The sequence below is a fragment of the Streptomyces sporangiiformans genome, assembly GCF_005768555.2.
Classification (GTDB): Bacteria; Actinomycetota; Actinomycetes; order Streptomycetales; family Streptomycetaceae; genus Streptomyces; species Streptomyces sporangiiformans.
Genome location: NZ_VCHX02000123.1, coordinates 49,693 through 66,507, shown reverse-complemented (window position 1 = coordinate 66,507; position 16,815 = coordinate 49,693). Strand labels below are relative to the sequence as shown.

Annotated in this window: 15 protein-coding genes and 2 pseudogenes; 5 read left to right on the top strand and 12 right to left on the bottom strand. The window is 68.8% G+C overall.

The features are described 5' to 3' along the window. Positions 1–505: 505 nt before the first annotated feature. From FGD71_RS16355 to FGD71_RS16325, 7 genes and pseudogenes are all read right to left on the bottom strand, one after another. The gene (locus FGD71_RS16355; RefSeq protein WP_119101188.1) at positions 506–1,525 is read right to left on the bottom strand and encodes a zinc-dependent alcohol dehydrogenase; all 1,020 of its coding nucleotides are present in this window, start codon (positions 1,523–1,525) and stop codon (positions 506–508) included. Positions 1,526–1,601: 76 nt separating this feature from the next. Further along, the gene (locus FGD71_RS16350) at positions 1,602–1,925 is read right to left on the bottom strand and encodes a putative quinol monooxygenase (protein ID WP_119101187.1); all 324 of its coding nucleotides are present in this window, start codon (positions 1,923–1,925) and stop codon (positions 1,602–1,604) included. 61 nt (positions 1,926–1,986) lie between these two features. Next, positions 1,987–3,570, bottom strand: a complete 1,584-nt coding sequence (locus FGD71_RS16345; RefSeq protein WP_119101186.1) for an AMP-binding protein — start codon at positions 3,568–3,570, stop codon at positions 1,987–1,989. Positions 3,571–3,580: 10 nt separating this feature from the next. Further along, positions 3,581–4,709 (bottom strand): annotated as a pseudogene (locus tag FGD71_RS16340) (serine hydrolase domain-containing protein). A 2-nt stretch (positions 4,710–4,711) separates the two neighbouring features. After that, on the bottom strand, positions 4,712–6,235 hold the full coding sequence (locus FGD71_RS16335) for a flavin-containing monooxygenase (RefSeq protein WP_119101185.1): 1,524 nt from the start codon (positions 6,233–6,235) through the stop codon (positions 4,712–4,714). A 56-nt stretch (positions 6,236–6,291) separates the two neighbouring features. Then, entirely contained in the window at positions 6,292–7,335 is a 1,044-nt protein-coding gene (locus FGD71_RS16330) for an AraC family transcriptional regulator (protein WP_119101184.1), read from the bottom strand. 240 nt (positions 7,336–7,575) lie between these two features. Then, the gene (locus FGD71_RS16325) at positions 7,576–8,250 is read right to left on the bottom strand and encodes a PaaI family thioesterase (protein ID WP_119101183.1); all 675 of its coding nucleotides are present in this window, start codon (positions 8,248–8,250) and stop codon (positions 7,576–7,578) included. 194 nt (positions 8,251–8,444) lie between these two features. Between FGD71_RS16325 and FGD71_RS16320 the strand changes: the two genes are divergently transcribed. Next, complete coding sequence (locus tag FGD71_RS16320; RefSeq protein ID WP_240436611.1) at positions 8,445–9,029, top strand: TetR/AcrR family transcriptional regulator; 585 nt, start codon at positions 8,445–8,447, stop codon at positions 9,027–9,029. Positions 9,030–9,057: 28 nt separating this feature from the next. Here FGD71_RS16320 and FGD71_RS16315 read toward each other — a convergent pair whose 3' ends face one another. The 3 genes from FGD71_RS16315 to FGD71_RS16305 all read right to left on the bottom strand — a co-directional run bounded on the left by FGD71_RS16315 (position 9,058) and on the right by FGD71_RS16305 (position 11,436). Further along, positions 9,058–9,534: a tautomerase family protein gene (locus tag FGD71_RS16315; protein WP_119101181.1), complete on the bottom strand. Its 477-nt coding sequence runs from the start codon at positions 9,532–9,534 to the stop codon at positions 9,058–9,060. A 352-nt stretch (positions 9,535–9,886) separates the two neighbouring features. Beyond that, positions 9,887–10,513, bottom strand: a complete 627-nt coding sequence (locus FGD71_RS16310) for an NAD(P)-dependent oxidoreductase (protein ID WP_119101180.1) — start codon at positions 10,511–10,513, stop codon at positions 9,887–9,889. A gap of 341 nt (positions 10,514–10,854) precedes the next feature. Then, entirely contained in the window at positions 10,855–11,436 is a 582-nt protein-coding gene (locus tag FGD71_RS16305; RefSeq protein ID WP_119101179.1) for a TetR/AcrR family transcriptional regulator, read from the bottom strand. 354 nt (positions 11,437–11,790) lie between these two features. On the opposite strand from FGD71_RS16305, the gene FGD71_RS48870 reads away from it, so the two are divergent. Both FGD71_RS48870 and FGD71_RS16295 read left to right on the top strand, forming a co-directional pair. Further along, entirely contained in the window at positions 11,791–12,009 is a 219-nt protein-coding gene (locus FGD71_RS48870) for a response regulator transcription factor (protein WP_338120053.1), read from the top strand. A gap of 551 nt (positions 12,010–12,560) precedes the next feature. Next, positions 12,561–12,662 (top strand): annotated as a pseudogene (locus FGD71_RS16295) (IS5/IS1182 family transposase); the annotation flags it as partial. 77 nt (positions 12,663–12,739) lie between these two features. Here the strand turns inward: FGD71_RS16295 and FGD71_RS16290 are convergent. Further along, positions 12,740–13,819, bottom strand: coding sequence for an endonuclease/exonuclease/phosphatase family protein (locus FGD71_RS16290; protein ID WP_119101177.1), 1,080 nt, complete (start codon positions 13,817–13,819; stop codon positions 12,740–12,742). Between the two features lie 23 nt (positions 13,820–13,842). Beyond that, positions 13,843–14,502, bottom strand: coding sequence for a M15 family metallopeptidase (locus FGD71_RS16285; RefSeq protein ID WP_181359216.1), 660 nt, complete (start codon positions 14,500–14,502; stop codon positions 13,843–13,845). 86 nt (positions 14,503–14,588) lie between these two features. Here FGD71_RS16285 and FGD71_RS16280 point away from each other — a divergent pair, with 86 nt between their 5' ends. Continuing rightward, complete coding sequence (locus FGD71_RS16280) at positions 14,589–15,284, top strand: response regulator transcription factor (protein ID WP_119101176.1); 696 nt, start codon at positions 14,589–14,591, stop codon at positions 15,282–15,284. Further along, on the top strand, positions 15,277–16,404 hold the full coding sequence (locus FGD71_RS16275) for a sensor histidine kinase (RefSeq protein ID WP_119101175.1): 1,128 nt from the start codon (positions 15,277–15,279) through the stop codon (positions 16,402–16,404). The genes FGD71_RS16280 and FGD71_RS16275 overlap by 8 nt, the downstream gene beginning before the upstream one ends. Positions 16,405–16,815: the final 411 nt, after the last annotated feature.

Here is a 16,815-nt window from a genome sequence, read left to right as displayed (position 1 = left end):
GACGGCACAGGACAACCGGTCGTCGCGCAGAAGTGCCAGCCTGCTGTGACTTCGAGCGACAGGTGGCCAGGGGCGCTCGGATCCGCCCTGGTCAGCCCTCCGCTGCCGGCCATGACGAGGATGAAGTCGCCGGTGTCACGTTCGGCAGGACGGTCCCTGCCTCACGGGTTGCTGTGGTGACATCCTCCGGGGCAGCGACCGGCCGACCCGGTCAAGGGGACCGCGGTCCGGCCGAACCGTCCCCGACACCCTTTGCAGGATCGCGGGGGGGGGAGGGGGGAATACGCCTGTTGGCGACGGAGAACTTCTCGCTGTCAACGCGTTGCGCCGACCTGAGTCCCGTGCCGGCGACGGCCCAGCACTCGGCGCGGCGGTGGGTCGGTCCGTGGATGCGGGAGGTGTCCCGGTCTCACCGCGGGCCCGGCACCGCTCGGACGGGCCGCCGATCACCTCGGCGTCGCCATTCGAGCGGTGCTCTCCGCGACAGACCGACGGCCCCGATGCCTCAGTTCTCCAGTACGAAGATCGGCTTGTGGCCGGCCCGGTCGGAGGTCAGCACGCCGGGGATCTCGTCCCAGCCGTAGATTCCGCTGGTGACCAGCTCGGGGTGGAGCGTGCCGGCGGCCACCGCCTCCAGGGTCGGCGTCATGTTCGGCCGCGCGTGTCCCTTGCCGTTGTGGAAGTGGACTCCGCGCTGGTAGAGCGCGAGCAGGGGGAGCTGGACCTCGTCGAAGTAGATGCCGACGCTGTTGACGTGGCCCTCGGGCACGACCGACAGCAGCGCCTTGCGCAGCCGCTCGGGGTTGCAGCTGGCGTCCACGGCGAGGTGGAAGTCCTTCTCCCGCTTGCCGCCCACGTCGTGGACCTCGGCGCCGAGCTGCTCGGCGACCTTCATCCTGACCGGGTCGTCGTCGTAGTAGACGGTGCGGGCGCCGGCGCAGTGGACTGCGACGTCGACGCAGTACAGGCCGATGGAGCCGGTTCCGCCGAAGACCGCGATCTTCGGGTCGGTGATCTGGGCGACGGTCGGCATCACCGTCTCCCAGCCGAGGGCGAGATTGTCGCCGATCGAGGCCAGGTGCACGGGGTCGACCCCGGCGGGCAGCTTGGCGAGGTTGAAGTCCGCATAGGGAACGCGGATGAGTTCGTCGAAGGTCCCGCCCCAGGCCCCGTTCACCGGAAGGCCGTACTGGGCGTCGCCGTGGGCGAGACAGCGGGCGGTGTGTCCGAGCTTGCACTGCGCGCAGGTGCCGCACGCGATGTGCCACGCGACGCCGACGACGTCGCCGACCGCGACCTCCGTGCAGTCGGGACCGACCTCTACCACCGTGCCCACGCACTCGTGACCGAGCGGGAACGGGCCGAATCCGGAGAACGGGGTCTTGTCGGCGATGACATGGTGGTCGAGATCGCAGGTCGTGGCCGCGAGCGGGCGCACGAGCGCGTCCGTGCCCTCGACGACGGTGGGGGCGTCGACCTCGTCGAAGCGCAGCTGTCCGGGCGCGACGAACATCAGGCTCTTCATGGGAAAGCTCCTCGGTTTCGTGGGGTCCCGGGCCGGGCCGACCGGCGTCGCCCGTCGGCCCGGCCCCCGTGGTCGGTCAGACGGCGCCGGCGTCCGGGTCGCCGGCGGGGACGGCGTCCAGGAAGACCATGTCCGGCGGTCCGGCCAGTGCCTGTGCCAGGGCGATGCCGACCTCACGCATCGCGGCACCCTTCATGTGCGCGCCCAGCGCCTCCTGCGATGCCCACTTCTCGATCATGACGAACTCGCCGGTGGTGCCCGCCTTGCGGTGCAGCGCGTAGCGCAGGCATCCGGGTTCGGCGTGCACCGCGGGCAGCGCCGCCGTCAACGTCTTCTCGACCAGCTCTTCCTGGCCCGGCTTGGCGACCATCGTCGCCACCAGGACTACCGGCTCGGGCATGGGATACACCTCTCTGTATATAACACTCGTCATAACTATGGCAGATGTTGCAAGCCGCTGGTCACACGGGCTGGTTGGATCTCAGTTCTTTGCGCAGGATCTTGCCCGCCGACGACTTGGGGATCGCGGCGACGAACTCGACGGCCCGCACCTTCTTGTACGGCGCGACCTGCGCGGCGACGAACTCCATCACCCGCTCGGCGCTCAACGCGGGGTCGCCGGTGACGACGAACGCCTTCGGGATCTCCTCGCCCTCGGCGTCGGCCACTCCGATCACGGCGGCGTCGGTGATGTCCGGGTGGGTCAGCAGCAGCGCCTCGAGTTCGGCCGGCGCGACCTGGTAACCCTTGTACTTGATCAGCTCCTTGATGCGGTCGACGATGTGGACGCATCCGGTGGAGTCGACCCTTGCCAGGTCCCCGGTGTGCAGGAACCCGTCGGCGTCGAGGGTCTCGGCGGTGGTTTCCGGGTTGCCGAGATAACCCGCCATCACGTTCGGCCCGCGCACCCACAGTTCCCCCGGCTCGCTCAGCCCGTCCACGGGCAGGCCGATCTCGGCACCGGTCGCGGGGTCGACGAGTTTGTTGACCGTGTTGGGCAGCGGCCAGCCGCTGGCCGCGATCGGCGCGCGACGCCCCGCGATCCCTGCCCCGCCGTCGGCCACCGGCACGAGGTGGCTGACCGGGCTCAGCTCGGTCATGCCGTACCCCTGGACGACCGGCACCGACAGCCGCTGGGCCACCGCCGCGCCCAGATCCTCGTCCAGCGGGGCCGCACCGCTGACGATCGCCCGCAGCGACGTCAGGTCGTAGGAGTCGACCAGCGGGTGCTTGGCCAGGGCCACCGCGATCGGCGGCGCGATGAACAGGTAGGTGACGCGGTGGCGCTGGACGGCCTCCAGGAACGTGGGCAGGTCGAACCGGGCCATGGTGACGATGCGGCCGCGTGCGGCCAGCGTCGAGTTCATCAGCGCCGTCATGCCGTAGATGTGGAAGAACGGCAGGACCGCCAGCACGACGTCGTCGGAACGCAGGTCCAGCACCGGCGCGAGCTGCGCGATGTTGGCCACCAGGTTGCGATGGGTCAGCATCACGCCCTTCGGTACGCCCGTGGTGCCGGAGCTGTAGGGCAGCACGGCCACTCGCTCGGCCGGGTCGAACCGGCCGAGCGCAGGCGCCGGGGCGGACGCGGGCGGACGCTCGGCGTCCAGCAGCAGGGTCGCGGCGGCGTCGAGCCCTACCGTGCCCAACGCTTCCCCGGCCGTCGAGGCCAGGGCCGTCACCGTGACCAGCGTCCGCGCCCCGGAGTCGGTCAGCTGCTTGGCGGTCTCCGCCGCGGTGGACAGCACGTTCACCGTGGTCACGGTGGCGCCCGCCGGCAGTATTCCGTGGAACGCGACCGCGAACGCCGGCACGTTCGGGCACAGCAGCGCCACCGTGTCGCCGGGGCCGACGCCACGTGCCGCCAACTCGGCGGCGAACCCGTCGACGCCGGCCCGCAAGGACCCGTACGTCAGCATCTCACCGGACTCCGCGGAGACCAGCGCGACCCGGTCCAGCTCGGCGGGGCCCAGACCCGCGAACAGGTAGGCGTGCAGCCCCGGATCAGGCAGCTCCACGTCGGCGTGGGGACTGGCGAAACTCATTGGCGCACCTTCATTCCAGGGCCGCGAAAGCGGCCTTGACGTACTGGGTCGTGCGGTCGCTGCCGAGCAGTCCGGTGCCCATGTTGTTCATGACGTACGAGATCGCGGCCCGGCGTTCGGTGTCGATCACGACTACCGATCCACCCCATCCGGTCCAGAAACAGATCCGTCCTTCCGGGAGATACGGCACCGCCGGGGACGGCAGCCCGAACCCGATGCCGAAGCGCAAGTGCGCCCCGAGCACCAGGTCCTGCCCGTCCGTCTGCTGACAGAAGATCAGGTCGATGGTCCGTGGCGACAGCAGGCGTACGCCGTCGAGCGTGCCGCCGCAGGCGATGACGGAGTGGATCCTGGCGAGCGACCGGGCGTTGCCGTGGCCGTTCGCCGCGCCGATCTCGGCGCGGCGCCACTCGGGGCGCCAGGACTCCTCGGCACCGCCCAGGGGACCGGTGAACGTCTTCATCGCCACACCGTTCGGATCGGCGCCGGCGAGATCACTCGACCGCAGCGGCGGCGGTACGACATCGGCGACCCTGCCGAACTCGGAGTCCGGCAGACCGATGTGGAAGTCGGCACCGAGCGGACCGGCGATCTCCTCGGCGACGAACCGGCCCATGGTGCGCCCGTCGATCCGCCGGACCAACTCGCCCACCAGGTGCCCGTAGTTCAGCAGGTGGTAGCCGGACGCCGTGCCCGGAGGCCACCACGGCGCCTGCGCGGCCAGCCGGGCCGTCGACTCCGGCACGTCGCGGACGTCCGCGACGGTCACCGGCCGGTCCCACCCCGAGACACCCGAGGTGTGCGACAACAGGTGCCGGACCAGCACGCCCTCCTTGCCGCGCGCGGCGAACTCCGGCCAGTACCGGGGCGTCGACGTCGAGCAGTCCTCGCTCCACCAGCAGCAGCGCCGCCAGGGACGTGACCGTCTTCGTGCACGACCAGACATTGGTGATCGTGTCGCGCCGCCACGGCGCCGTACGGCCTTGGTCGGCCCAACCGCCCCACAGGTCGACCATCGGCTCCCCGTCGACCAGGACCGCGATCGAGGCGCCGAGTTCGTCGCCCGCGTCGAGGTTCTCGGACAGCCGCGCGGCCACCTCCGCGAAGCGCTCGTCGCACACTCCGTCCAGATCCGCCATGGTCAGCCTCCCAGCCGGGTGCCGTCGCCGACCGGCCGCACCGACGCGCGAGGCACGCCGTGCAACTCGCGGCCAAGGCTCGCGCGCGCGATGTCGGCGGTGTCCAGCAGATAGGTCTGGCGCATCCGCCACGGGGCGCGGTGGCCCTGCCGGGGGAAGCTCTGGACGCCCCTCTGGACGTAGCCGGACGCCAGCTCGATCATGGGCTGCTCCCGAACACCGGGCTCCGCGGGCGGGGTGACCACCGCGAGGTCCGCGCGGCGCATGTGGTTGAGGACGCGGCACACCAGCCGCGCGGTGAGATCCGCCCGCATCGTCCAGGACAGGTTGACGTAACCGAAGCAGAGCGCGAAGTTCGGCACGTCGCTGAGCATGGTGCCCCGCCACAGCAGGTGACGCGCGGGCTCGACCGGCTCGCCGTCGACGCTCACCGCGATATGGCCGAACGCCAGCATGCGCAGCCCGGTCGCCGTCACCACGATGTCGGCCGGCAGCACCCTGCCCGACCGCAGCCGGATCCCCTCAGCGACGAAGCCGTCGATGTGATCGGTGACCACCTCGACCTCCTTGCGCTGGATCGCCTTGAACAGGTCCGCGTCGGCCGTGATGCACACCCTCTGGTCCCACGGCGCGTACGACGGGGTGAAGTGCTCACGCACCGCCTCCTCGCCGATCCGTCGCGCGGCGGCCCTGGTCAGCAGCGTCCGCGCGCGGTCCGGGAAGCGCCGGCAGTAGTGGTAGAAGCCATTGGAGTAGGCGGCGTTGCGCGCCCTGATGACCCGGTGCGCCAGCCCCGCGGGCAGCCGCCGCCGGACCCTGGCGGCGAACCGGTCGCGCCGCGGCAACGCGCTGATCCAGGTGGGCGTGCGCTGCAGCATGGTCACCTTCGCCGCGTCGCGGGCCATCGCGGGGACGATGGTGATCGCGGTCGCGCCGCTGCCGATCACGACGACACGCCTGCCCGTGTGGTCGAGCCCCTCGGGCCAGAACTGCGGATGCGCCACCGTCCCGGCGAAGGAGTCGATGCCCGGGAACTGCGGGTCGTGCCCGCGCTCGTAGTCGTAGTAGCCGGTGCACAGGTAGAGGAATGAGCAGGTCACGGTGGACCGCCGCGGTCCGTCCTCGCCCTCGCGCTGCTCGACGGTCACCGTCCAACGGGCCGTCTCGCCCGACCAGTTGGCCGCGACCACCTTCGTGGAGCAGTGGATGCGGCGGTCGATGCCGAAGCGGTCCACGGTGCGCCGCAGGTAGTCGAGGATCTCGTCCCCGTCGGCCATGGAGTTCTCGCCGGTCCAGGGCTGGAACGGGAAACTGAGCGTGTAGATGTCGGAGTCGGCACGGACCCCCGGATACCGGAACAGATCCCACGTCCCGCCCAGGGACTCGCGGGCCTCCAGCACGGCGTACGACCGATCGGGACACTGTGACTGCACCCGGTACGCGGCGTCGATACCGGAGATACCCGCGCCGACGATCAGGACGTCGACATGACCGGGGAGCGAGGCGGGGTGTGGGGGGCTGGTCATGGCACCCGAGTATGGAAGCGCTCCGAAGACGTCGCTTTTCCCTGGGCGACAAAAATTTAACTCTGCACGACACGCGGTGCAGTAGATGTGTACTTGGCTTCGCGGCGGACCTGCGTCGGCGTCCTGCCGAACCAGCGGCGCGCCGCTCGAGTGAGGGCCGCCTGTCCGGCCAGCTCCACCAGCGACGCGACCTGGGAGAACGGCATGTCGGTCCCCGTCAGCAGTCGGTGCGCCGCGTTCTTGCGGACGTCGTCGACGATCGCCTGGAACGAGGTGCCCTCCTGCGCCAGTCGGCGCTGCAACGTGCGCGGATGCATGTGCAGCCACTCCGCGACCAGATCGATCCGTGCCGGGACCGTGCCCAGTGCGCGGCTGACCGCCGACCGCACCGTGGTCACCACGCTCTCGCGCGGATCGGTGTAGTGCGCCTCCAGGTACTCCACGACCATGCGCCGCAGTTCTGGATTGACCGGGGTCGACATCGGCTGGGCGAAGAGCTTCGTCGGCACCCGCAGCAGGGCACGCCCGGTGTCGAACCGGACCGGCGCGCGGAAGAAGTTCGTGTACACCGACTCGTCGGTCAGTGGCGGATGGGGCATGTACACCCCGAGCAGCTCGTATCCCCCGCTCATCGTGATGAGATTGCGGTGCAGCAGCCCCAGACCCGCGTCGATCGCCTGCGGCTCGTACGGGATGTCCGGATGCAGCATCCGGTATTCGATCGCCCCCACACCCGCGTAGTGTTCGGGATCTTGTGCGCGCGACAGACGAATCCCCTGGTTGTGCACGTACAGAAAACGCGACGCGCAGTCCAGCCCCTCTCCGACGGTGTCGCAGTTCCCTACCGCCAGAGCCAGTGGGCCGAGCATGGACATGTCCTGATACGCCGCCAGACGCAGCCCGAAGTCCGGGCAGTTGAGTCTCTTCGTGGCACTCCGCAGGATCCGCCCGGCCGTCACCGTCGGCAACAGCCCGTGCTCGGAGTCCAGATCAGCGGGCGAAACGCCGAACTCGGACAACAGTGCCGCCCCGTCGCCACCAAGGTCGTTGATCAGACGATCGATGCCGCGGATCGCAGCGGCCCGGATCTCCATCTGCATACGTCAACCATCCTCGTCGGCGACACGGCGCGGTTTCCACGAATCCAGCCCGGTCGCACCTATGGCACGGACATCCGCAGCGTCGTACGGGCCGTCGCACGGGCCCCGGTCACAGGAGGGCCGATCGGTCCGCGCGCATGGCGTCTCAGCCCGTGCGCCGAACCAAGGCAGCCCTCGCGGAAGATGGCCACGCAGGTGTGGCGGGGTGCCCGATCGGGCCACGTCTCCGCAGGCCCTCTGTCACGCTTCTTCCCGCATGCCGGGGAACAGTGCGCGGACCTGGTCGGGGTCGGGCGCGATGAAGACACCGTCCGCGGTGACCAGGTTTGTGGAAGGGTCCGCCTGGGTGGTGATCGCTCCGGTCACGAAGATCTTGCGGTTGTTCGTGCCGGTGACGCGTCCGAGGATGTGCAGTGGTGTTTCCAGCGGTATGGGCTGGTGGTAGCGCATCTGGAGGGAGACGGTCAGGCCGGGAGTTCCAGCGGCGGTGCAGGCTTGGCCCATGAGTTCGTCCAGGAGCATGGCGCTCATGCCGCCGTGGCCGTAGCCGGGCGGGCCTTCGTGGGCGAAGCCCAGCGTGCAGTGACCGATCAGGCCGTCGTCGGTGGGCGTGATGTGCACGGGCGGGGCCAGCGGGCTGCCCGCCCCGACGACAGGGCTGTACATCCGCGGCCCCCCGGGGAACCCGTCCACTTCGGGGACTTCCGCTCGTGCGCGCCGTCGCCCGGTCAACTGGCCGGTGACGTGACGGACGCCGTCCGCCGCGCGGTGGAGAGTGTCGTGCGAGGCGGCGGTGCGGACCGTGGCTTCCACCAGGGCGCGCAGTTCGTGCCCCAGGCGGGTGATGGCCGCCCTCTGGCGCTCCAGGTGCTCGGCTTCCGCTGCTGCGGGCGGCTCGGTGAGGGGAGTGTGCATCGTGTTTCTCCGTGTGTGGGGGGGGGGGGGAGATCTGGGTGGCGTGGTCGGCCAAAGGCCCGGACGAAGCTGGGCTTGAGACGCTTTTCGTTTCGGTTTTGGCGGCACAGCAGGACTACGACAGTCACCACAGGAGACGATGACGGTAGACTATGACAATTGTTATAGCTCAGGGGTCAGATAGGGGTTCGCAGGTGACCAAGTCCAGTCCGTCAGCGCGTGAGCGGATCGTGGCCGGTGCGGCCGACATGATCAGTCGGCGTGGCCTTAACGCGACGAGCATCCGCGAGACGGCCAAGCATGCCAGGGCACCGCTCGGGTCGACGTACCACTACTTCCCCGAGGGCAAGCAGCAGTTGGTCACCGAGGCCGTGCGCTACACGGGCGAGTGGACCGCGCGCAACCTGCGCAAGGAACTGCGGGCTGGTCCGGTCGCCGGTCTGCAAGCTTTCCTCGCTCTGTGGCGCAAGATCGTCGTCGACAGTGACTTCCGAGCCGGTTGCCCCGTCCTCGCGGTCTCCATCGAGGAGCCGGCCCCTGGTGAGACGTCCGCCGTCCTGGCGGCGGCTGCCGACGTCTTCACCACATGGGAGGGACTGCTCGCCGATTCCCTGCGTGAGCACGGCGCCGAGCCCGAGCGGGCGGCGGACCTCGCCACGCTCATCGTCGCGGCCGTCGAGGGAACCGTGGCCATGTGCCGTGCCAAGCGCAGCACCCAGCCCCTCGATCGCACCGCCGAGCAGTTGCGGGCGCTCATCCTTGCCGCGGTCAAGGACTGAGCCCGGCTCCCGCTCGACACCTCCGGCATCAGATGCCCAGCGCGGCACGGACCGCCTTGACCCGCTCCTCCGTGAACACTCCGCTCTGAAGCAGCGGCAGGATCGAGAGCACACCGCCGGACGAGCCCCAGCTGCCCTCGTCGATCACCCGGAAGTTGACCCACCAGGCCGGCGCCGGCTTCTCCAGCCCGCAGGCCGCCGCCAGCGCAGCCAGCACGCGTTCGATCACCTCGGCCCGTACCTCTGGCTGCCAGGCGGCGTCCATGACCGCGAGGTCGATCACCATCACGTCGAGTTCCGGGCCGGCGTCCGCCAGCAGTCGGCCGCCGATGGCCATCATGTCCCGCTCGCGCTCGACGAAGTGCACCTGGAACCCCGGCCGGGCGGCCGGAGCGAACTGGCCCACCTCGGGCACCAGTACCGCGTCCGTCAGCGTCTCGGCCAGCTCACGGCGCTGCTCCAGGGTCAGGCGCCCCTTGGGTGTGTTCACGGTGATGATGGTCACGACATCCTCCTATGACAGTCGTTATGGGCGGCAGACTACACAGCTCCATAACAACTGTCATATCCGGTCCCGGGCACGGTCCAGGGCGCACCACGGGTCAGAGGGCGTCTCGTGAATGGCGGCCCAGGCGGCGTGCTGATCGGGCCGCACGAGGGGCATCTCACTGCTAGGACGCTTCGTCGCTCCACCGCTCTGCGAAATCCCACTCGTTGATGCGTGGCCGACCGAGGCCAAGGTTCACCTTCTGGTTTGGGCCACCGTCATTGCCGAGCACGGTTTGCCGGGGCGGTGTCCTGATCCAGGTGACCCTCTTGGCCGAACTGGGCGGCCGCCGCGAGGTGTTGGCGAGGCGTCAGTCGGTGATCACGGGGCTGCGGTGGATCCATTCGCTGTCATGTGCCGCCTGGTGCATGAAGGCGGCCACGTCCGCGCGGCTGATGGTCGGGTTGCCCTTCATCGGCAGCCGGTCTCCCGCCTTGTAGGCGCCCTTGGCGGGGCCGTGGGTCAGCCGGGTCGGGTAGACCACGGTCCAGTCCAGCCCGCTGGAGCGGATGCGCTCGTCCGCGATGTCCTTGTCGGCGTAGATCGACCGCAGCAGCGTGCGGTAGATCGCCTTCTGTGTGGTGCTCGACCAGTCGAGGGTGTGGCCGACACCGAAGGAGGACAGCCACACCAGTCGGGAGATGCCCGCTTCCTTCGCGGCGTCGATCACGGCCGCAGAGGAGCGCGTGAAGAGTTCGTCGGCGCGCACCGAGGTGCTCCTGCCGAGGGCGGAGACGATCGCGTCGTGACCGGCCGCGCCGGCGAGGACGTCGCGGTGCGAGGTGGCGTCTCCGTTGACCACCGTGACCTTGTCGGCCAGGTCACCGAGGGCCGCCGGGTTGCGTACGAAGGTTGTGACCGAGTCGCCGGAGCGCAGGGCCAGGTCGACGACATGGCGACCGGTGGGGCCGGTCGCACCGAGGATGAGCAGTTTCATGGCAAGGGAATCTTCCGTGAGCGTGTGGGGCGGGGTGCGCGTACGCCTGTCGCGTCAGCGGTCGCATGTGTGCTGCAAAAGCAGAGCCGAACCGGATAGCTGTCCGCTATTCAGAAGGTAGCGGACGGCTGTCCGGTTAGCAAGGCCGGATCCCGGCATGGCCGAGCACGGACGCCGGACAGCGAGTCCACGGAGGCTGGTGCGGGGGACGCGGCGCGAAGGGGCCGAGCCGGACGTGTTCACCGAGCGGATCCAGAGCGGCAGACGGCAGGGCGGGGAAGTCGCACGGAGTCCGCCGACCACCTCCCGGCCTCTCGCCGCTGCCGCGGGCCCGGCTGTCCTCAGTGCCGCCCCGGCGCCCCCGCGCGCAGGCCGTCCATGACGAGGTCCAGCAGCCGGGTGGTCTTGGTGTGCCAGTCTCCGCGGATGTCGATCTGCCAGATGCCGGCGATGGCGAGGAGGAAGTCGTCGGCGGTCACCCCCGGGCGGATGGTGCCGGCCTCGTGGTTGGCATTGAGCAGGGATTCGATCGATCCGACCACCAGCGAGTATCCCGACGACTCCGGCCCTCCCGTCGCGCCGGCGGCCTGACGTAGCGCGTCGGCCAGCCCGGTCTTGGCCATGATGAAGCGGGCGAGGCGGTCCATCCATGTACGCAGGGCCTGGTCGGGCTCCGTGGTCCTCAGCAATTCGGCCGCACTGTCGGTGAGTTGCTGCACCTCGTGGCGGTACACCTCGAGGATGAGCGCTTCGCGATTGGGGAAGTTGCGGTAGAGCGTGCCCTGTCCGACGCCCGCCTTCTTGGCGATCGTGATCAGCGGGACGTCCGGAGAACGCGATAGTTCGACCAGCGCCACCTCCAGGATGCGCTCCCGGTTGCGCTGCGCGTCCGACCGCTGTGGCCCGCCAGTCCTTGACTCCACATGCCCTCCTCCTGGGCTTGCATCCGAAGCCCTTGCTTAACCGGACACCCGTCCGCTACGTTCAGCATGCCGGACTGCTGTCCGCTTGTGTTTCACCATAGTGGGCGAAATCGTTCGGCGTCATTGGCTGGTGGCGTGGGCCACCGGCGTCCGCCCCCCCCCATATCCCTGCCTGATCATGACCCGGCCTTGCCCCCCTCTTCGGACACGCCTCCTGATTCGTCTGCCTGCCGCATCGCTCCCGACACGTTCCGGATCTGTGACGGAAGGCCGATCCGGGACCACGGACCAACAGCCGGGTACATCGGTCGCTACCTCGCCGTACCGGACCCCACGAGTGTCTCGGCGCCGGAGTTGAAGAGGCTGACCGAACGCGAGAGTCAGGTGCTGGGCCTCGTGGCCGCCGGCCTGTCCAACAACGCGATCGGGGAATGGCTTCACGTCTCGCCCCTGACCGCCAAGACCCACGTGAACCACATCATGTCCAAGCTCGGCGCCCGGGACCGTGCCCAACTCGTCGTAATCGCCTATCAGTCCGGCTTCGCCATCCCCGGCAGAAGAGTGGGCACATGACATGCCACAACTGGCGTCGGCCTGCCGCCCCCCTCAGGAGAAGACAGTTCGGGTCACTGCTCTTCGCCGCCACCGGGCGCTGGCCAACCGGGTCTTCGCCGTCATCACCAAGGCCGGGTGCAACGACGTCACCGTGGCGTAGAGCAAGGTCCTGCAGCGCGTGAACGTCGGCGGCACCCGCCTCAGTAAACCGGCGGGAAGCCGCCCAGGTGACCGAGCAGACCGCCGACTACCTGGTCGACCGGTTGGAGGCTGCTGCGCACGTCGAACGCAGCCCACTCACAAAGGGCCCGGTTGGGGCAGCCACGCGCGCGTTCTAGACGCTCAACCGGCTGCACCACCTCACGGGACGCGATCTCCGTGACCATGACAGCCGGTAGGGGTTGCCGGTCAAGAAGAGACAGGAACAGACGTGGATGTCGACCCTCAGACCGGGCCAGTCAAACCTCCGTCCTCGGATTCCGACGCCGAGCGTCGCACACCCCCGCGACGCCGTCCGCGGCTCAGGCGGCGGTTGCGACGCGCAGCGCTGAGCACGTCAGGACGGCCCGGCGGGGCCCAAAAGTGGTCCCAGCCCGGTCGACCGAGCACGGCCGGGCAGCAAGCACCACCTCATCGTCGACGGGCAGGGCATCCCGCTCGCGGCGGCCTTGCTCGGAGACCAGCCCGGTTTCCGTGGCGCTGGGGCCGGCTTCGTCGGCCGATCCCCTCCGCCGGCTTTGCGCGGTGTTCACCAGCTGATTCCTGCCGCCACCGGCAGGTGGTCGCTGCCGGTGGCCGGCAACACCCACGAGCTCTCAGGCTCCACGCCGCGGACCAGGATCTGGTCGATCCGCGCCACCGGGAACTTCGCCGGCCAGGTGAAGCCGAAGCCGTCCCCTGCCGCGTCCTGGGCCGACTGCAGCTGCGAGGTGATGTCGGCGAACGCACGGTCGTCCATGGTGCCGTTCAGGTCGCCGAGCAGCACCACCCGCTTGTTCTGCTCGGCGGCGATGGCCTTACCGAGCGCCTGCGCGTTTCTGTCCCGCGAGTCCGTCCAGAAGCCCGCCCTGGGATTCACGCGTACGGACCCCAGGTGGGCCACGTAGACCGCCAGCGGCCCGTGGTACGTGGCCACCGTGGTGCGCAGCGCCCGGTTGTAGGCCATCTTGACGTCGGGCGGCTTGGTGTCCGCCAGCGGCCCGGCGTCCATCTTGATGTCGACCGGCTGGGTGTCCGACAGCGGCAGCTTGCTCCACAGCCCGACCGTGCCCTGGACCGTGTGGTACGGATACGCCTTCTTCAACTCCTTCTCGTACGTGCCCTGGTCCTGCGGGGCGATCTCCTCCAGTGCCAGCAGGTCCGCACCGGAGGCGGCCAGGTCGCGGGCAGTGCCGGCCGGGTCGGGGTTGTCGGCGCCGACATTGTGGCTGACCACGGTGAGGTCACTGTCTGAGTGGGACTTGTCGCCGAGCAGCCCGCCGAAGAGGTTCAGCCACACCGTGACCGGCAGTAGCAGCGCGACGACCGCGGAGGCGGAGCGGCGCCAGAGCGCCCCGGCCAGCAGCACCGGGACGAACAGACCGAACCAGGGCAGGAGGGTCTCCACCAGGCTGCCGAGATTCCCGATCCGGTTCGGGATCTTCGCGTGCAGCAGCATGAGCAGGCCGAGCAGCAGCGCCAGCGCCGCGAGCACCGGGCCGCGCTTCCAGGGCCCCGGCCGGGAGCCGATGCGGATCGCCCGGCGGATGCGCGCACGCCAGGTACCGGAGCCGGTCTCCCGGCGGCCGGCGTCGCCCTGTCCGGTCTCCGCCGTCTCCACCTGCGTCATCGTCTGTCCTCGTGCACTGCCGGTCACTGCTGCATCCTCGGGTCCTGAGTGAGGTCGGCATACATACGCGGGCAGCCACGATCGATCGCGTTGGCGCGCAGTTCGTAGTGCCAGGGTTCGTTCCGGTAGATCTGGCACAGCCCGTACTCGGCACTGTGCTCGGACAGCCACGCCGTCGCATCGGAGTGCCCGATGTCGACCGCGTCCCCCGACACGTGGGGAGACGTCGCCGCGGTGGCCACCCATCGGGCGGCCTCTTCTTCGGACCCGTACTTGGAGACCGCCTCGCGAACAAGCTGATTCTGGTACTCCGGGGAACGCCAGCCGCTGTTGACGTAGAACTCGACTCCGTCGTCCGCGGCAGCCGTCGCGGCCTGGTGAAGGGCCTTGAGGAAATCTGGATCGAGCTTGCCCACAGCCGGAATCGCCTCATCGAAGACCGTCACGCGGTCGGGGACGACACCGCCGGCCTCGCCGAGCGCACCACGGTGCTCACTGCGATCAGTATGCGAGGACGGTGCAGCCGAGGGGGAGGAGGGCGAGGAAGGCGAGGAGGACGAGGACTTCGACCCCTGGTGGCCGAGGGCTGCGGTGATCACTGCTAAGACGGCTGTCAGACCGACGGCGAGGAGCCATCGAATCCCGCGGGTCGGTGTTCGTGCTGAAGGTGGGGTTCGATTCATGCCGCCAGTCAAGGCAGCGCGGTGTTGCCGGCACGTATGTGGTTTTCGATACGCCGACGATATGTGCCGACTCGTAGCCTCGGAGCATGCGTGTGTTGATAGTCGAGGACGAGCCCTATCTGGCAGAAGCCGTCCGCGATGGCCTACGCCTGGAAGCGATCGCGGCCGACATCGCAGGTGACGGCGGTACGGCTCTGGAACTGCTGAGCATCAACACCTACGACATCGCCGTCCTCGACCGCGACATCCCGGGCCCCTCCGGCGACGAGATCGCCCAGAGCATCGTCGCCTCCGGCAGCGGCATGCCGATCCTCATGCTCACCGCGGCCGACCGGCTCGACGACAAGGCCACCGGGTTCGGGCTCGGCGCCGACGACTACCTCACGAAGCCCTTCGAGCTGCAAGAGCTCGTGCTCAGGCTCAGAGCACTCGACCGCCGGCGCGTGCACAACAGGCCGCCCGTGCGAGAGATCGCAGGGCTGCGGCTGGATCCGTTCCGCCGCGAGGTCTACCGAGACGGCCGATACACCGCGCTGACCAGGAAGCAGTTCGCCGTGCTCGAAGTCCTCGTCGCCGCCGAAGGCGGTGTCGTCAGCGCCGAAAAGCTCCTGGAACGCGCGTGGGACGAGAACGCCGACCCGTTCACCAACGCCGTACGCATCACCGTCTCGGCCCTGCGTAAACGGCTCGGCGAACCCTGGCTCATCGCCACCGTGCCAGGCGTCGGCTACCGCATCGACACGCAACCGGCGGCCGGACACGAGGGAGACGACCGTGGATAGAGCACCTGGTTTGAGCGTTCGCCTCAAACTCACCCTCAGCTACGCCGGATTCCTCATGCTTGCCGGTGCCTTGCTGCTCGGTGCGGTGTGGGTGTTCCTCCTCCGTTATGTCCCCGACCGTGCGATGCTCAAAAACCCCGATGACAAGCCCGCGAACGGTGTTTTTCCCGTTCGGTCCGTCCTCCTGGACGTTTTCGCTCCGAGGGCAGCCGCAGTAATGGCGTTCCTGCTCGTGTTCGGCCTCGTGGGAGGGTGGATCCTCGCCGGCCGCATGCTCGCCCCGCTGACCCGCATCACCGACGCCACCCGCCTGGCCACGAGCGGATCACTCTCCCACCGAATCCAGCTGCCGGGCCACAAAGACGAGTTCCGCGAACTCGCCGACGCCTTCGACGCGATGCTCGCGCGGCTCGAAGCACACGTCGCCGAACAGCGGAGATTCGCAGCCAACGCCTCTCACGAGTTGCGCACCCCGCTGGCGATCTCGAAGGCACTTCTCGACGTGGCCCGCACCGATCCGAAACACGACGCCGGCGAAGTCATCGACCGCCTCCACGCCGTCAACACCCGAGCGATCGACCTCACTGAAGCATTGCTCCTGCTCAGCCGCGCCGACCAACGGTCCTTCACCCGAGAACCCATCGACCTGTCTCTCCTGGCGGAAGAAGCCACCGAAACGCTCCTTCCGCTGGCAGAAAAGCGTGGCGTCACCATCGATACCTCCGGCGACATCACCCCCACCATCGGCTCACACGCGCTCCTGCTGCAGTTGACCACGAACCTCGTGCACAACGCGATCGTCCACAACCTGCCTGAACAGGGCGCCGTGTGGGTCAAGACCAGCATCCGCCCCAAAACTGTGGAGCTCACTGTCGAAAACACCGGCGAGAAGCTCGCCCCACAGCTGGTCTCGACCCTCACCGAACCATTCCAGCGCGGCACCGAGCGCATGCACACCAGCCACGCAGGCGTCGGCCTCGGCCTGGCCATCGTCAAAACCATCACCCAGGCACACGACGGAACACTCACCCTCACCCCGCGCCCTGCCGGCGGGATCCGCATCACTGTGGAACTACCCGCGACATCCCCGCACATTGATGGCGAAAAATCAGGGAGTTGATGCGCGGTAGTGCCGCTGCACAAGTGCTGCTGATGTGAAGTCAGCTCTGAGAGGGTGTTTTGAGAGGGTTCGTCGTCGTGCCCCAAGGGGGTGTGGACAAGCCCGTGTCTGAACTGCAGTACGCATGCTTCCGTGTTGACATTGCCGTAGCGTCAACGTTTCTACTGGGGGCCATGCGGATCGATGAACTGTTCGCGCTCGCCAAGGTACCCACACCAGTTGTGTGCCGTTACCACCGTCAACGAGCGTTGACCGAGCGCGCGCGAAGGCCCAGTGAATACCGTGAGTACGGGTTATGGAACGCCGTCGGCGTGGCCCGCGTGCGGCGGCTGCCCGAGTGGGATCTCGGTTTGGGCCACGTGCGTGACCTGCTGGTCGTAGACCCCCGGGGTGACCTGCGCGAGGTTATCC

Coding starts and splice junctions, on each gene's coding strand:
- FGD71_RS16355 (WP_119101188.1), bottom strand. CDS start 1,525: ATGAAGAGCCTGATGTTCGTCGCGCCCGGACAGCTGCGCTTCGACGAG.
- FGD71_RS16350 (WP_119101187.1), bottom strand. CDS start 1,925: ATGCCCGAGCCGGTAGTCCTGGTGGCGACGATGGTCGCCAAGCCGGGC.
- FGD71_RS16345 (WP_119101186.1), bottom strand. CDS start 3,570: ATGAGTTTCGCCAGTCCCCACGCCGACGTGGAGCTGCCTGATCCGGGG.
- FGD71_RS16335 (WP_119101185.1), bottom strand. CDS start 6,235: ATGACCAGCCCCCCACACCCCGCCTCGCTCCCCGGTCATGTCGACGTC.
- FGD71_RS16330 (WP_119101184.1), bottom strand. CDS start 7,335: ATGCAGATGGAGATCCGGGCCGCTGCGATCCGCGGCATCGATCGTCTG.
- FGD71_RS16325 (WP_119101183.1), bottom strand. CDS start 8,250: ATGCACACTCCCCTCACCGAGCCGCCCGCAGCAGCGGAAGCCGAGCAC.
- FGD71_RS16310 (WP_119101180.1), bottom strand. CDS start 10,513: ATGAAACTGCTCATCCTCGGTGCGACCGGCCCCACCGGTCGCCATGTC.
- FGD71_RS16290 (WP_119101177.1), bottom strand. CDS start 13,819: ATGACGCAGGTGGAGACGGCGGAGACCGGACAGGGCGACGCCGGCCGC.
- FGD71_RS16285 (WP_181359216.1), bottom strand. CDS start 14,502: ATGAATCGAACCCCACCTTCAGCACGAACACCGACCCGCGGGATTCGA.
- FGD71_RS16280 (WP_119101176.1), top strand. CDS start 14,589: ATGCGTGTGTTGATAGTCGAGGACGAGCCCTATCTGGCAGAAGCCGTC.